Here is a 15,147-nt window from a genome sequence, read left to right as displayed (position 1 = left end):
TACGGCCCGCCGCGTCTCGCGCCGCGCGCGGCCGCCGGCGAGGCCCGGCGCCAGCTCGCCAGCGGCGAGATCGCGTTCGTGTTCGGCAACGAGCGCGTCGGGCTGTCGAACGAGCATGTCGAGCGCTGCAGCGCCATCGCGCACATCCCGGCCAATCCCGATTACAGCTCGCTGAACCTGTCGCAGGCGATCCAGGTGCTGGCCTACGAGCTGCGTGTCGCGTTGCTCGACGCCGAGGCCGAACAACCGCCGGTGCACGAGGGCGGGGCCGGCACGCTCGCGCAGGCCGAGGAGATCGAGAAGATGTTCTCGCATCTGGAAACGGCGCTGGTCTCGCTCGGCTTTCTCGATCCGCACAACCCGAAGAAGCTGATGCCGCGGCTGCGGCGGCTGTTCTCGCGCGCCGGGCTGGAGCGCGAGGAGGTCAACATCCTGCGCGGCATCGCCAAGCACATCCTGATCAAGTCGGGCCGCGAGCCGCGCTGACGCATCGGGCGGGCATGGCGCATCGGCGGCCGGTGCCGCCAATACCCCCGGCGCCGATGGGGGCAAGCGCGCGCCCTCAGCGGCCGCGCGCGAGTCGCCCTACAATCGGTCGGCGCGTCATAAGCACATGCTGCTGGCGCATAAGGGCCGCGCGACGCAGAGCGCGCGGCGTGCTCATCCCGGTCGACATCAGCCCACACCATGTTCACGAGACTCCGAGAAGACATCGCGACGATCCGCGAGCGCGATCCCGCCGCTCGCAGCGCCTGGGAGGTGCTGACCTGTTACCCCGGCATCCACGCGCTGATCTTCCATCGCATCGCGCACGCCTGCTGGCGGCGCAACCAGCGCTGGCTCGGCCGCTTCGTCTCGCAGCTGGGCCGTTTCATGACCGGCATCGAGATCCACCCGGGCGCCACGCTCGGGCGGCGCGTGTTCATCGATCACGGCATGGGCGTGGTGATCGGCGAGACGGCGATCGTCGGCGACGACTGCACCATCTATCAGGGCGTGACGCTCGGCGGCACGTCGCTCGCGCGCGGCGCGAAGCGGCACCCCACGCTGGAGCGCGGCGTGATCGTCGGCGCGGGCGCGAAGGTGCTGGGCGGGTTCACGATCGGCGAGGGCGCGAAGATCGGCTCGAACGCGGTGGTCGTCAAGCCGGTGCCGGCGGGCGGCACCGCGGTCGGCAACCCGGCGCGCGTGGTCATGCCGGCGCAGGCCGAAGCGAAACGCAGCCAGCCCGGCGGCACGCCCGAGCGTGTCGCGTTCAGCGCCTACGGCATCACGCCGAACGCCGACGATCCGATGTCGCTCGCGATGCATGGCCTGATCGATCACGCGGCCAAGGAAGCGCAGCGTGTCGACGAGGTGGTGGCCGCGCTCGAGCGGCTCGGCGAGCGCTTCGAAGCGCTGCAGGCCGACGGGCGGCTCGATCTGCGCCGCCTGTCGGCCGCGCTCGACGGCCACGCGATCGAACACACCGGCTGAACGCCGGCGCGCGATGCCGCCAAGTAGGGAATGACGTGGACGGGCAGGGCGGCGCGTGCCGCCCGCCGTTCAGGATTCGAGCGGCAGCGCCCGCACGCCTTCGGCGTCGAGCCGCAGGTAGCCGCCGCGCGCCGCGCCGTGGTCCAGATCCCAATCGGGCAGCACCCAGCGCGTGCCTTCCGGCTCCGCATGCCGGGCCGGGCGGTGCGTGTGGCCGTGGATCATCAGGTCGGCGCCGCTGCGCTGGAACAGTTGCGCGATGCCCTGGCGCGTGACGTCGTAGCGCGGCGACACCGGCCGCTCGCGGCCCGATTCGCTCTTGGCGCGCATGCGCTGCGCGAGCCCGCGCCGCCACACCAGCGAACGCGCGAGAAACAGCCACTGCGCGAGCCGGTTGCGCGCGAAGCCCCGGAACCACTGATAGCCGCGATCGGCCGTGCATTGCGCGTCGCCGTGCGCGAGCACGATGCGCTTGCCGAACGCGAGCACTACCGACGGGTCGGGCACCAGCATCGCGCCGGCTTCCTTCATGAAGCGTTTGCCCAGCAGGAAATCGCGGTTGCCGTGCATCACGTAGAGCGCGATGCCGCGCTCCGAGAACGTGTGCAGCAGCGCGACCATGCGCTGGGCGAACGGGTCGTCGTCGAGGATGTCGTCGCCGACCCAGTATTCGAACAGATCGCCGAGGATGAACACCGAATCGGCGCTCGCGGCCGTGACGCGCACGAAGTGCTCGAACGCGGCGACGGTACGCGGGATCGCGTCGCTCAGGTGCAGATCGGAGACGAACAAAAACGGGCGTGCCGCGTGAGCGAGACTCTGCTCGCCCGGCACGCCCCCGGAGACGCTTCGCGGCGGCGTTTCCTGCAGCATCGAAGTGCCTCCCGTTACTGCGTCAGACCGCGACGGCCTTCTCGATCACGACGTCGTCGGCCGGCACGTCCTGATGGAAGCCCTTGCTGCCCGTCTTGACGGCCTTGATCTTGTCGACCACGTCCTGGCCTTCGACGACCTTGCCGAACACGGCGTAGCCCCAGCCTTGCGGCGTCGGCGACGAGTGGTTCAGGAAGTCGTTGTCGTTGACGTTGATGAAGAACTGGGCCGTGGCCGAGTGCGGATCGTTGGTGCGGGCCATCGCGACCGTGTAGTTCGCGTTCTTCAGGCCGTTGTTCGCTTCGTTGTCGATCGGCGCTTCGGTCGGCTTCTGCTTCATGCCCGGCTCGAAACCGCCGCCCTGGATCATGAAGTTGTTGATGACGCGGTGGAACACCGTGTTGTCGTAGTGGCCGGCCTTCACGTAGCTGAGGAAGTTTTCCACCGTCTTCGGTGCCTTGGCGGCGTCGAGTTCGAGCTTGATCACGCCGTGGTTCGTATGCAGTTCAACCATGATGGTTCCTTCGTTGAGGGTGGTGAAAATGGCACGCGGCCGGTCGTGACGACGCGGCCGCGTGACGGGGCGCGTACCTGCGCGCCGGTTTATCGGTTACTTGCCGACGACGCTCGCCGAATCGATCGTGATCGGCTTTTCCGGCACGTCGCGCATGCCGCCGCGCGAGGTGGTGGGCGTCGCCTCGATCTTCTTGACGACATCCATGCCCGACACGACCTTGCCGAACACGGCGTAGCCGTTGCCGTCCGGGTTCGGGTAGTCGAGGTTCGCATTGTCGACGGTATTGATGAAGAACTGGGCCGTGGCCGAATTCGGATCGCTGGTGCGGGCCATCGCGATCGTGCCGGCGACGTTCTTCAGGCCGTTGCGGCTTTCGAGCGGGATCGCCGCGCGCGTCGGCTTTTCGTCGAAGTTGGCCTTGTAGCCGCCGCCCTGGATCATGAAGCCGGGGATCACGCGGTGGAAGATCGTGCCGTTGTATTGGCCGGATTTCACGTAGTCGAGGAAGTTGGCCACGGTCTTGGGCGCCTTCTCCGGATACAGCTCGACGCGGATCTCGCCCTGCGAGGTCTTCAGTTGCACGACGGGATGCGCGGCGGCCGTTTGCGCGTACGCCGGTGCGGTCGCAACGAGGGCGGCGCTGCCGAGCGCCAACAACAGACGTTTCATGACGATCCTCTGGATGATGGGTAAAAGGCGCCTGACGATGCGGCGTCAGTTCGACGGCGCGAGATAGGGCGGGGTCGCCACCGTCGCGCCGTTCACGCCGAACTGGAAGCTCGGCGACAGCGGCAGCGTGGTGGTGGAGACGTTCGCGGCGGCCGCGTTCGACAGCGCGCGCGTGCGGCTTGCGGCGGCCGGCGCGGCGGCGGAGGCCGGCGAGGGCGAGACGATCCGGTCGATGTCGGCCAGGCGCTGCGCGGTCGGGCCGCTCGTGTGGCCGAGCTTCTGCGCGCGCTTGTACGATTCGGCCGCGAGCCGCAGGTACAGATCGCCGAGATTCTCGTAGGCGACGCCGTAATCGGGGTTCGCCTGGGTCGCGGTGACGAGCGCGGCGCGCGCCTCGTCGTAGCGGCCATGCTTGGCGTACAGCGCGGCGAGATTGTTGTACGGCTCGGGGAGTTCGGGGTAGGCCTGGGTGATCGCGGTGAACTGCTGGATCGCCTCGTTGTCCCGGTTCAGCCGCGCGAGCACGGTGCCACGCTTGAACTGCGCCTGCACGTCGCGCGGGTTCGACGCGATGCGCGCGTCGAGCTGCGACAGCGCCGCCGACCAGTTGCGGCCGGTGATCGACGCGTCGATTTCCGGCGTGCCGTCGGCGGTGGCGGAAGCCTTCTGGGCAAAGGCCGGGAATGCCAGCGCCGCACCGAGTACGGCGGTCGCAACGAGGGTCGCAGCGCTCGGCGCGCGGCCGCGGGAAGATTTCATAGGCTTAAATCGCAATGTTATACTCCGAGCCATTCTAGCAAATCGTCCGCGCGTTCCGGCGAGCCGCGGACTGTCTTTTGCCTCTCGCGGCCGTTACCGCTTCGCCCGCCGTCCGATCGGCGCCGCCGTTGCGCGGCGAGTCGAGTCGGCCCGCGGCAGGCGCTCCGAGCGGAATCTCTTGCAAGCGCCCGTCGCCAGGGCGGCACCCATCGGCTCTCGTTTCATCTCTATGGAATCTCTGCGCATTTACAACACGCTCGCGCGTGACAAGCAAGTCTTCGCGCCAAGGCATGCTGGCGAAGTCCGGATGTACGTTTGCGGCATCACCGTATACGACTATTGTCACGTCGGGCACGCGCGCATGATGGTCGTGTTCGATGTCGTGCAGCGCTGGCTGCGCGACATCGGCTATCGCGTGACGTACGTGCGCAATATTACCGACATCGACGACAAGATCATCCGCCGCGCAGTCGAGAACCGCGAGACGATCGCCTCGCTCACGTCGCGCTTCATCGCCGCGATGCACGAGGATCTCGATGCGCTCGGCGTCGAGCGGCCCGAGCACGAGCCGCGCGCGACGCAGTTCGTGCCGCAGATGCTCGGCATGATCGAGACGCTCGAAGCGAACGGCTACGCCTATCAGGCGAAGGACGGCGACGTCAATTACGCGGTGCGCAAGTTCGCGAACTACGGCCGCCTGTCGGGCAAGTCGCTCGACGATCTGCGCGCCGGCGAGCGCGTCGCCGCGAACGACGCCAAGCAGGATCCGCTCGATTTCGTGCTGTGGAAGCGTGCCAAGCCCGAGGAGCCGGCCGATACGAGCTGGGATTCGAAGTACGGGCGCGGCCGGCCGGGCTGGCATATCGAATGTTCGGCGATGGGCTGCACGCTGCTCGGCGATCACTTCGACATCCACGGCGGCGGCCAGGATCTGCAGTTCCCGCACCACGAGAACGAGATCGCCCAGAGCGAAGGCGCCACCGGCACGACCTTCGTCAACTACTGGATGCACAACGGCTTCGTGCAGGTCGACAGCGAGAAGATGTCGAAATCGCTCGGCAATTTCTTCACGATCCGCGAAGTGCTCGCGAAGTACGACGCCGAGGTGATGCGCTTCTTCATCGTGCGCACCCATTACCGCTCGCCGCTCAATTACAGCGATGCGTCGCTCGACGATGCGCGCGCCGCACTGACGCGTCTGTATACCGCGTTGAAGGACGTCGCGGCCGATGCCGAGCCGCTCGATCGCGACGAGCCGTACGCGCAGCGTTTCGCGGCCGCGATGAACGACGACTTCAACACGGCGCTGGCCGTGTCGGTGCTGTTCGAACTGGCCGGCGAGGTGAATCGCACGGGTTCGCCGTCGCTGGCGCGTCAGCTCAAGCAGCTCGGTGCGCGGCTGGGCCTGCTCGGCCGCGAGCCGCGGGCCTATTTGCAGCAGGCTGCGGGTGCAGCCGACGATGCGCTCGACGCCGAGGCGATCGAGGCGCAGATCGCCGCGCGCGTCGCGGCGAAGCAGGCGAAGAACTATGCCGAAGCGGACCGGATCCGGGCGCAATTGCTCGAAGCCGGCGTCGCGCTTGAAGACAAACCGGGCGGGTTGACCGAATGGCGTCGCGTTTGATCGCGCGTCGTCCGTTCCGCTGACCCGCCAGGCAGGAGGCAAGATGGCAACGGGCAGGAAAGTGCCGGCGAAGGGTGCGGCACGCACGGCGAACGCGTCGCCGGCGGCCAAGCGTGCTCCGGCGGGGAAGGTCGCCGCCAAGCGCGCGGCCGGCCCGCGCGCGGACGCCGTCAACGGCGCCGCGCATGCGCCGCTCGCGCGGGCCGCGGCGAAAGCCGCGCCCGCCGAGCGCCGCGAACCGCCGGCCGAGGCCGACGTGCCGGCGCACGCCGACGTCGAGGTGGTGGTGCGGCCGCCCTATTGGGACAAGGCCTGCGCCGATCTCGTCAAGCGCGACCGCATCCTCAAGAAGCTGATTCCGAAATTCGGCCCGGCCCATCTGGTCAAGCGCGGCGATCCGTTCGTCACGCTCGCGCGCTCGGTGGTGGGCCAGCAGATCTCGGTGGCGTCGGCGCAGGCCGTGTGGGCCGCGATCCAGGCAGCCTGCCCGAAGCTCTCGCCGCAGCAGGTGATCCGGCTCGGCCTCGACAAGCTCGGGGCGTGCGGCCTCTCCAAGCGCAAGTCCGAATACATCATCGATCTGGCCCAGCACTTCGTGTCCGGCGCGCTGCACGTCGACACCTGGACCTCGATGGAAGACGAGGCCGTGATCGCCGAGCTCACGCAGATCCGCGGCATCGGCCGCTGGACGGCCGAGATGTTCCTGATCTTCAACCTGTCGCGGCCCGACGTGCTGCCGCTCGACGATCCCGGCCTGATCCGCGCGATCAGCGTCAACTACTTCAGCGGCGAGCCGGTCACGCGCAGCGAGGCCCGCGAGGTGGCGGCCAACTGGGAGCCGTGGCGTACTGTCGCAACCTGGTACATGTGGCGCAGCCTGGACACGGAAACCGGCGACGTTTAACCCGAATTGACTATTGCCAAGATCGGGACGATAGTTTCGGCCCGATTTTGATGTGGGCGAGCGCGGTTAGAATACGCGCTGCCGCACGACCAAGGATTCTCATACATGAAGACCACGTTTCTGGATTTCGAACAGCCGATCGCCGAACTTGAAGGCAAGATCGAGGAACTGCGTTTTGTGCAGGACGATTCGGCCGTCGATATTTCGGAAGAGATCGAGCGTCTGTCGAAGAAGAGCCAGCAGTTGACCAAGGATCTCTACGCGAACCTGTCGCCCTGGCAGGTTTCGCAGATCGCGCGTCATCCGCAGCGCCCGTACACGCTCGATTACGTGAACGAGCTGTTCACCGATTTCCATGAACTGCACGGCGACCGCGCGTTTGCCGACGACCAGTCGATCATCGGCGGTCTGGCGCGCTTCAGCGGCACCCCGTGCATGGTGATCGGCCATCAGAAAGGGCGCGACACGAAGGAACGTGCGGCGCGCAACTTCGGCATGCCGCGTCCGGAAGGCTATCGCAAGGCCGAGCGCCTGATGCGCCTGGCCGAGAAGTTCGGCCTGCCGCTGTTCACGTTCGTCGACACGCCGGGCGCGTATCCCGGCATCGGCGCGGAAGAGCGCAGCCAGTCGGAAGCGATCGGCCGCAATCTCTACGTGATGGCCGAACTGAAGACGCCGATCATCACCACCGTGATCGGCGAAGGCGGTTCGGGCGGCGCGCTCGCGATCGCCGTGGCCGACACCGTGCTGATGCTGCAGTTCTCCACCTATTCGGTGATTTCGCCGGAAGGCTGCGCGTCGATTCTCTGGAAGAGCGCGGCGAAGGCGCCCGAAGCGGCGGAAGCGCTGGGCCTGACCGCGCATCGTCTGAAGGCGCTCGGCCTGATCGACAAGATCGTCAACGAGCCGCTCGGCGGCGCGCATCGCGATCCGAAGGGCATGGCCGCGCTGCTGCGCCGTGCGCTCGCCGACACGCTGCGCCAGTTCCAGGGCATGGGCATCGATGCGCTGCGCGAGCGCCGCATGGAGCGCCTGCTCAGCTACGGCAAGTTCAAGGAAACCACGCCGGGCCTGTGAGCCTGGCGCGCCACGCCGGCCTGTTCGAGATGCGCGCGTGTTGCCGATGATTCCACCGAAAGATCTCTCCGCGGATCGCGTCGTGCTCGACGCGGTCCGCGTTGCTTTGGGCCGCCTGCCCGACGACGCGACGATCGCCATCGCCTACAGCGGCGGGCTCGATTCCACCGTGTTGCTCGACGCCGCGGTGCGCGTGGCCGGCGCCGCGCGCTGCTTCGCGTTCCATGTGCATCACGGCCTCAGCGGCAACGCCGATGCGTGGCTGGCGCATGCCGAGGCCACGGCCGCGGCGCTCGGCGTGCGCTTTGCCGCGCAGCGCGTCGAGGTGCCGCGCGAGACGGGGCTGGGCGTCGAGGCCAGTGCGCGCGAGGTACGCTACCGTGCGCTCGATGCGCTCGGCGAACTGCACGACGTGCAGGCGCTGTGGCTCGCCCAGCATGCCGACGATCAGGCCGAAACGGTGCTGCTGCAACTGATGCGCGGCGCCGGGCTGGCCGGCATGGCCGCGATGGCGCCGAGCTATCTGCCGGCCGACGCGCATATCGTGCGCATGCGGCCGCTGCTGCATCTGTTGCGCGCGCAACTCGAACGCTATGCCGAATCGCGTGCGCTGCGCTGGATCGACGACGAATCGAACGCCGACACGCGTTATGCACGCAATGCGCTGCGTCTGGAGGTGCTGCCGGCGCTGTCGGTGCACTTCCCCGGGTTCCGCGATGCGTTGTCGCGCACGGCGCAGCATGCCGCCGCCGCGCAGCGTCTGCTCGACGTGCTCGCGGCCGGCGATCTCGAGCAGGTGGGCCACGAAGACGACGATGGCCGCCGCGTGCTGTCGCGCGAACGCCTGCTGGCGCTCGACGACGAACGCGGCGCGAACCTGCTGCGCCACTGGATGCGCACGCTGGGCTTGCCCGGCGCCTCTGCCGCGCGGCTGGCCGAGATGATCAAGCAACTGCGCGCCACGCAGGTGTCGCACGCGCTGCGCATCGATCATGCGGGGCAGTGCCTGCGCCTGTATCGCGGCGACGTGTATTGGGAGGCCGGCGACAGCGCCGATCCGCCCGACGACGGCACCGCCCAAGCGCGGCCGGTCGCCCGCCTCGAATGGCGCGGGCAGGAGGTCTGGCACCTGCCGGCCTGGCGCGGCAGCTTCGTGTTCCGGCCGGTCGAGTCAGGCGAGGCGATCGACGCGTACACCGTGACCGAGGCGCAACTTTCCGCCGCGCCGCTCGTCGCGCTGGCGCGCAGCGGCGGCGAGCGGTTGCGCACGTCGGCGGCCGGCCCGTCGCGAACCTTGAAGAATCTGTTCCAGGAGCGCGGCGTGCCGGCCTGGCAGCGCGACGTGCCGCTGCTGCATGTGGGCGAGGTGTTGTTGTTCGTGCCGTGCATCGGCGCGAATCGTGCGCCGGAAGCCGGCGAGGCGGGCGACCAGGGCAGTACGCATCGCCGCATCGAATGGCGGCCGGATCTGTTGATCGGCTGATCAGGCCCCGAAATATCGCGCCAAATTGGGGCATTTTCTTATATGGTGCCCGATCAAATCGGCAAACTTGTCAAGCGAACCTCGATAGAGTACGCTCAGGCATTTGCTCGGCTCGATTTTTCGAGCATCTTGTGCAGGTTTCCCGCGTGACGTACCCGGTTTGCGCGGCCTGATCCGCCTTCCGGGCAAATCCGCCACGCCAGCGTGTTGCTTCCCGCCGTCTTTCCCGTCGTCGTCCACTGCCAAAAGCCGCGTGACCGAACGGCAGCGCGGCGTCCAGCGCAGCGCGCCCGCGCGGTCAATCTCCAGTACTGAACGACAATGGCACTCATCGTACACAAATACGGCGGCACCTCGATGGGCTCGGTCGAGCGCATCAAGAACGTCGCGAAACGCGTCGCGAAATGGCATCAGGCCGGTCACCAGCTGGTGGTCGTGCCGTCGGCGATGTCCGGCGAAACGAACCGCCTGCTCGGCCTCGCGAAGGAAATCACGAGCCAGCCCGACCCGCGCGAACTCGACATGATCGCGTCGACCGGCGAGCAGGTCAGCGTCGGTCTGTTGGCGATCGCGCTGCAGGACATCGGCGTGCCCGCTGTCAGCTACGCGGGTTGGCAAGTGCCGATCAAGACGGACAACGCCTACACCAAGGCCCGCATCCAGTCGATCGACGATGCGCGCGTGAAGCAGGATCTCGCGGCCGGCAAGGTCGTGATGATCACGGGCTTCCAGGGCGTGGACCCGGAAGGCAACATCACCACGCTGGGCCGCGGCGGCTCGGACACCTCGGCGGTCGCGGTGGCGGCGGCGCTCGGCGCCGAGGAATGCCTGATCTACACGGACGTCGACGGCGTCTACACCACCGATCCGCGCGTGGTGGACGATGCGCGCCGGCTCGATCGCGTCACGTTCGAGGAGATGCTGGAAATGGCCAGCCTCGGCTCGAAGGTGCTCCAGATCCGCTCGGTCGAATTCGCCGGCAAGTACCGCGTCAAGACGCGCGTGCTGTCGAGCCTGACCGATCCCCTGATTGCGCTCGACCAGGAAATGAAGTCGGGCACCCTGATTACTTTTGAAGAAGACGAGACCATGGAAAAGGCAGTCATTTCCGGCATCGCATTTCAACGCGACGAAGCCCGCATCGTGGTGATGGGCGTGCCCGACAAGCCGGGTATCGCCTACCAGATCCTCGGCCCGGTCGCCGACGCCAACATCGACGTCGACATGATCATCCAGAACCAGAGCGTGGCCGGCAAGACCGACTTCACGTTCACGGTCGGCCGCGGCGATTACCAGAAGGCCATGGACATCCTGACGAACCAGGTCAAGGGCCATGTGAACGCGGAGCAGGTGCTCGGCGATCCGAAGGTGTCGAAGGTGTCGGTGGTCGGCGTCGGCATGCGCTCGCACGTGGGCGTGGCCAGCACGGCGTTCCGCACGCTGTCGGAAGAGGGCATCAACATCCAGATGATCTCCACCTCGGAAATCAAGATCTCGGTGCTGATCGACGAGAAGTACATGGAACTGGCCGTGCGCGCGCTGCACAAGGCGTTCGAACTCGACCAGGCCTGAGGCCGATCGGCCGGCGCGCGCCGGCCTTGTTTCGACGTGGGCGCTTTGGATCCCGCGATCGATGACAAGGCCGTGTCGCACGCCGCGCCGGAATGGGCATGCAACAGGTTTTCGGCTGTCGCTAAAAAAACGTGCCGAAACATTTGACCTGAGCGCAGTGTCCAGATAGAATTTCGTTCTCGTCGCGCTGCCTCCCTGGCGCGATCGAAAGTTTGGGAGACGTGGCCGAGAGGTCGAAGGCACTCCCCTGCTAAGGGAGCATCTGGGCCAAAACCTGGATCGAGGGTTCGAATCCCTCCGTCTCCGCCATTAGGCGGTGACAAAGCCCCGCAAGTTCTCGGACTTGCGGGGCTTTTTCTTTTTCGGCCCATCACGCAGCCCATTGGCCGCGGCACTTTGCCGTTCACAACGACTGAAACGCGGCCGGCCTCTGCCCCAAGCGTGAACATCGGCGGGTATGCATGCCACGCAGCGAAGCGCCTTGGGGACGGTTGCTCACTGACATCCCGTCGCAGGCTCGCGTGAACGCGTCGATACTCGTGGTGCACGCATGGCCTTGTCCAGGCTCAAGCCCGCAACAAGCCGTTTCAGCTTCGCGTTTTCCGCCTCGATCTGGAGCAATCGGCGCAACTTGAAAGGCCCAACTCTCCTAATTTCTTCTTCCAGTTGTAAAACGTCGCCTCGCCAATTTTTCGAGCCGGACTATTTATCGAGTCAGGGGAAATTTCAACATAAAAGATTCTTAACGACGATTTCACGGAGGTGCGAGACGATTCCATAGCGCTCTTCCAACGGTCATTGCCAGGATCTCGATGGATCAGAGCGCGGTACAACGATCTTGAGAAACATCGACTGAAGCATTACGCTGTGCCCCCGGACGGGCCGTCTTCCAATTTATTCGATGCCAACCACCAAGGTTTGAAACCATGAATAAATTTAAAGCGCCGAAACAAACGTCGTTATTGTGCGCGCCCTGGCGTCGCGGCGAAAAAGCAGTTGTTCGATAAATTCGAGGCTTTGAAAAAAGGCGAAATCGATGCCGTGGATGTGGCGGTGGACGCCGGGCCGTATGGGAAGCTGATTTCTTCATCGCCGCGCGTCGTCAAATTGTCGTACTGCAATGTCTTTTTCTTGGCGCCCAAACCCTGAAGCGGCCGATCTCGCCGATTTACGATCAAGGAGAATGTCAAATGCGCCGTTGGTGGATTGCAGCAATGAGCTTGGCGATGTCGGTGGTGGCCGCGCCCAGTTTCGCCGGGGAAGGGGATGGCGTTGGATGTCGTGCCGCAAAGCCGGCAGATTTCGACGCAGGCTCGTCTCGCTGGCAGGGACCGTGCCCAGGTGGCCTGGCGGACGGGCTCGGCGTGATGCGGATCGGCGCGGCCGAACCTTACCTGTTCTTTCTCGGCGAAATGAAGGCTGGGCGCCCTGTTCGCGGTTTGCTGAAAATGAGTGGCGGCTGGATGACTGCAACCCGTTTCGACTCATCCTTGAAAGCGCAGAGCGATTCGGACGGCCGCGACACCGACGCGATCTTTCAACTGGGCGAGCACGCTGCGCATGCCACGGCCAAGCGGTTCAAGGATGCGGGCAATGCACGCTCGGCGGCTTACTATGAACGGCTCGCCAAAATGGTAGTCGACAGCGCGCCGTTCTGACGTAACGCGGCCAGTCGAAATCCTTCGTCGGCGGCGGCTTTCGGACAATGCCGACGCATCGGTCGATCACGCATCACGTACTTGGTGGGTTGGAGAATAGGACATGAGTCAGCCTTGGGTCGAGAAGCGAGGTGGCCTATGGATCAACAGAGCCGAGACTTGCAATGAACTTGTCGTCGAAGAGTACGACGATGAAAACGATGCGTTCCTTCTCATTTGGCGGCGTGCCTCGGACGGGCTTTACACGACCGAGTACCTCGTCAAAGGGAAGGCGCATCGCGACCCGCAATACGTATTGCCTTTCTGGGGCAACATCGCGAGGGCCGGACTTTTTGGGTCTATTTCCGACGCGAGGGCTCATGCGTCGGCGATTGCATTGGCCTATCGCCAGAAACATTCCGACGCGTAGGCATGTAGCGCGAAACCGCGCGTCGCCCCATTTGCCGATGCCCGGCGATATCGTTCGCCCGCCCGAGCCGGAGCGCATCCAGAATCCTTCCATCGGCGATTTTTCGAATCGCGATCATGACACTCCGGACATTCGAATCCTTGGGCAGTCTGGCCTACGTGACGCCCAACGAGTGTAAGCAACGATACTGCTCAACTGAGTCAGGCAGGTCAGTCGTTATTCCGACCTCCACCACGAAGTGTCGGCGGACGTTCAAATATTCGAAATTCGAGGGCATCAAAGAACGCCGATATGCCTCGCATAGGACTGAAACCCATGCCGCGCCTCAAATTCGGCGTTGAAATTGCCGCTCGGCAGGAACGTGCCTGGCGAATACCGCGGTGGCGCAAAGCATCAGGCCAACGGCGTCCGGCATTCCCGGAGCAGTCCAAGCATCCCAGCCGGAGCTCATGAAAGCCCCCAACGTGCCGAACCCCGCGATACGCCGTATCGGCAAACCCATCCCGATCCTGCTCGCCATCGTGCTGGCCATTGCCATCGGGTTCGGCGTGGACCGAATCCGGCGCATGCCCTTGATCTACGTGATCCCGGAAGACTATGCGGGCCCGGTCGTCGCACTGTTCGATCAGCCGGACGGCGTCGCGCCGTTGCGGACGAAGGACGGGCTGGAGGTGCGCGTGCCGGAGAACGGGATCCTCCGCATCAAGGGCAACCCCGCGCTCGGCCACTCGGCGGCGTTTCCGAACAGCACCGTGGTGTTCGAGCTGGCGCGGCGCGACGGCCGCCGGGAGGTGCTGTCGGAGGCGATCAACCCGTGGCAGGACTACGACGAGCACGACAACCCGCACTGGAAGATCGCCATCCGGAGCGCGCAGGGCGGCTTGCGCGTCTTTGCGCTGTCGGACCGGAAAGACGGCTTCAGCTTCGACGATTTGCCGGCGGCCGACACGAACCGGCCGATGGTGTTCTGGCACGAGTCCTGTGAAGACCGCGTGTTCGGCCCGGATTCGAACGCCTACTTTGCGGGCGAGAAGACGGCCGAGGAACTGCACGTGCCGCCGTGCGGCGAGTTCGTGGTCGGCATCTTCAGCCAGATGCGCCGATGGCCGGAGTGGATGTATCTGCGCGGCAAGGGCAAGCAGACGAAGCTCGGAATCAACAACCCGTCCTACGATTCGATCCGGGAACTGATCGACGAAGCGAACGCGCGCGTTGCGCGAAAACACGCCGAACGCATCGATTGAGAACACCATGACACTCGCCGGAACCCCGATGCGCCATAAGCAACATCGGATCATGACAACGCCGTTCGGATGCGTTGCGGCGTTGATCGCCGCGTACTGCGCATCCGCACCTGTCGCGCACGCCACCTCGACGATGCCGCTCGCGCTCGAGATCCGGCAGATCGGCGGCAAGCCCGCGGCCTGCCTGCCCGCGAGCGACGCCGCTGCCGATCCGGTGCGGATCCGCTACGTGGGCGTCTCGCGATCCACCGGGCCGGCAAGCCCGTCGGTGATCTACTGGGACGTTCGGATTCCCGACGATGCGCCGCCGGTGACGCTCAGGCGCGGCGAATGCATCGTCTATGGGCAGACGCTGCCCGGCGCGACGGTGCGCACGCCGCCGAAGCCACTCGACGCCGACCGGTTCTACGGCTTCGGCATCATGCCGGCCGGCAGTTACGGCCCGACCTACGACGGTGGTTTCTGCCTGCTGACACAGCCGGGCGGCGGCGTGCGCCTGGCCACGCCGCGCAAGGACGAGGATCCTTGCGATCAGGTCGACGGCAATTGAGCGCCCGCCGACGGCGCGGTGAGGATGCCTCGCCGCCATGCGAACGGCCGGCCTCGCTGGCGAATTTCCTTAAGGCAATGGCAGAAGACCCGCATGACGGTGTCGATGCTCGCGCTCGACGCGGTGCCGCTCCGGCGGTTGGCGACGCGAGGCTTCGGCCTTGGCTGACGGTGCGAGTTCGGCGCTTGCGCCGCTTGATTTCGTTATGCATCGCGCCGGCGATCGGGTGCACCATGATGCCCGGCGGGCTCCGGGCATGCCGCGCACCAGCGTTTGCCGTGTGCCGTTTGTCATCCCTCGCCACGCCGGCTGAGCGGCGATACTTTTCGACT

Annotated in this window: 15 protein-coding genes, 1 tRNA gene and 2 pseudogenes; 13 read left to right on the top strand and 5 right to left on the bottom strand. The window is 65.9% G+C overall.

Annotated features, from left to right (window positions below):
* Nucleotides 1-529, top strand: a pseudogene (locus G3N92_RS09665) (TrmH family RNA methyltransferase); the annotation flags it as partial.
* Nucleotides 530-687: 158 nt separating this feature from the next.
* A complete protein-coding gene (gene cysE, locus G3N92_RS09660) occupies nucleotides 688-1,476 on the top strand; it encodes a serine O-acetyltransferase (RefSeq protein ID WP_206127235.1) in 789 nt (262 codons plus the stop codon).
* A gap of 69 nt (nucleotides 1,477-1,545) precedes the next feature.
* Here the strand turns inward: cysE and G3N92_RS09655 are convergent, their stop codons facing one another.
* From G3N92_RS09655 to G3N92_RS09640, 4 genes are all read right to left on the bottom strand, one after another.
* Nucleotides 1,546-2,349: a UDP-2,3-diacylglucosamine diphosphatase gene (locus tag G3N92_RS09655; RefSeq protein ID WP_206127234.1), complete on the bottom strand. Its 804-nt coding sequence runs from the start codon at nucleotides 2,347-2,349 to the stop codon at nucleotides 1,546-1,548.
* A gap of 22 nt (nucleotides 2,350-2,371) precedes the next feature.
* The gene (locus tag G3N92_RS09650) at nucleotides 2,372-2,863 is read right to left on the bottom strand and encodes a peptidylprolyl isomerase (protein ID WP_206127233.1); all 492 of its coding nucleotides are present in this window, start codon (nucleotides 2,861-2,863) and stop codon (nucleotides 2,372-2,374) included.
* A gap of 96 nt (nucleotides 2,864-2,959) precedes the next feature.
* Nucleotides 2,960-3,535 (bottom strand): peptidylprolyl isomerase, encoded by a 576-nt coding sequence (locus G3N92_RS09645; RefSeq protein ID WP_206127232.1) that lies wholly within the window; start codon nucleotides 3,533-3,535, stop codon nucleotides 2,960-2,962.
* A gap of 45 nt (nucleotides 3,536-3,580) precedes the next feature.
* A complete protein-coding gene (locus G3N92_RS09640; RefSeq protein WP_206127231.1) occupies nucleotides 3,581-4,294 on the bottom strand; it encodes a tetratricopeptide repeat protein in 714 nt (237 codons plus the stop codon).
* A gap of 229 nt (nucleotides 4,295-4,523) precedes the next feature.
* On the opposite strand from G3N92_RS09640, the gene cysS reads away from it, so the two are divergent.
* The 6 genes from cysS to G3N92_RS09610 all read left to right on the top strand — a co-directional run bounded on the left by cysS (nucleotide 4,524) and on the right by G3N92_RS09610 (nucleotide 11,263).
* Nucleotides 4,524-5,918: a cysteine--tRNA ligase gene (gene cysS / locus G3N92_RS09635; RefSeq protein ID WP_206127230.1), complete on the top strand. Its 1,395-nt coding sequence runs from the start codon at nucleotides 4,524-4,526 to the stop codon at nucleotides 5,916-5,918.
* 43 nt (nucleotides 5,919-5,961) lie between these two features.
* A complete protein-coding gene (locus G3N92_RS09630; protein WP_206127229.1) occupies nucleotides 5,962-6,822 on the top strand; it encodes a DNA-3-methyladenine glycosylase in 861 nt (286 codons plus the stop codon).
* A 105-nt stretch (nucleotides 6,823-6,927) separates the two neighbouring features.
* Nucleotides 6,928-7,899: an acetyl-CoA carboxylase carboxyltransferase subunit alpha gene (locus G3N92_RS09625; RefSeq protein WP_206127228.1), complete on the top strand. Its 972-nt coding sequence runs from the start codon at nucleotides 6,928-6,930 to the stop codon at nucleotides 7,897-7,899.
* Between the two features lie 46 nt (nucleotides 7,900-7,945).
* Nucleotides 7,946-9,382, top strand: coding sequence for a tRNA lysidine(34) synthetase TilS (gene tilS / locus G3N92_RS09620; RefSeq protein ID WP_206127227.1), 1,437 nt, complete (start codon nucleotides 7,946-7,948; stop codon nucleotides 9,380-9,382).
* A 321-nt stretch (nucleotides 9,383-9,703) separates the two neighbouring features.
* Entirely contained in the window at nucleotides 9,704-10,954 is a 1,251-nt protein-coding gene (locus tag G3N92_RS09615; protein WP_206127226.1) for an aspartate kinase, read from the top strand.
* 215 nt (nucleotides 10,955-11,169) lie between these two features.
* Nucleotides 11,170-11,263, top strand: a tRNA-Ser gene (locus tag G3N92_RS09610).
* Between the two features lie 240 nt (nucleotides 11,264-11,503).
* On the opposite strand, the pseudogene G3N92_RS09605 reads toward G3N92_RS09610, so the two are convergent.
* Nucleotides 11,504-11,649, bottom strand: a pseudogene (locus tag G3N92_RS09605) (transposase); the annotation flags it as partial.
* 301 nt (nucleotides 11,650-11,950) lie between these two features.
* Here G3N92_RS09605 and G3N92_RS09600 point away from each other — a divergent pair.
* From G3N92_RS09600 to G3N92_RS09580, 5 genes are all read left to right on the top strand, one after another.
* On the top strand, nucleotides 11,951-12,103 hold the full coding sequence (locus G3N92_RS09600) for a hypothetical protein (RefSeq protein WP_206127225.1): 153 nt from the start codon (nucleotides 11,951-11,953) through the stop codon (nucleotides 12,101-12,103).
* A gap of 65 nt (nucleotides 12,104-12,168) precedes the next feature.
* Nucleotides 12,169-12,612 carry a hypothetical protein gene (locus G3N92_RS09595; protein ID WP_206127224.1) on the top strand — a complete coding sequence of 148 codons (444 nt, stop codon included), beginning with the start codon at nucleotides 12,169-12,171 and terminating at the stop codon, nucleotides 12,610-12,612.
* Between the two features lie 103 nt (nucleotides 12,613-12,715).
* A complete protein-coding gene (locus tag G3N92_RS09590; RefSeq protein WP_206127223.1) occupies nucleotides 12,716-13,021 on the top strand; it encodes a hypothetical protein in 306 nt (101 codons plus the stop codon).
* A 380-nt stretch (nucleotides 13,022-13,401) separates the two neighbouring features.
* Nucleotides 13,402-14,265, top strand: a complete 864-nt coding sequence (locus G3N92_RS09585; RefSeq protein ID WP_241014689.1) for a hypothetical protein — start codon at nucleotides 13,402-13,404, stop codon at nucleotides 14,263-14,265.
* A 52-nt stretch (nucleotides 14,266-14,317) separates the two neighbouring features.
* A complete protein-coding gene (locus G3N92_RS09580) occupies nucleotides 14,318-14,815 on the top strand; it encodes a hypothetical protein (protein WP_241014688.1) in 498 nt (165 codons plus the stop codon).
* Nucleotides 14,816-15,147: the final 332 nt, after the last annotated feature.

Origin of the sequence: Burkholderia sp. Ac-20379 (assembly GCF_017104645.1) — a bacterium.
Classification (GTDB): domain Bacteria; phylum Pseudomonadota; class Gammaproteobacteria; order Burkholderiales; family Burkholderiaceae; genus Burkholderia.
Note: the sequence above shows the minus strand (reverse complement) of the source record. Positions and strands in the feature narration are given on the sequence as shown.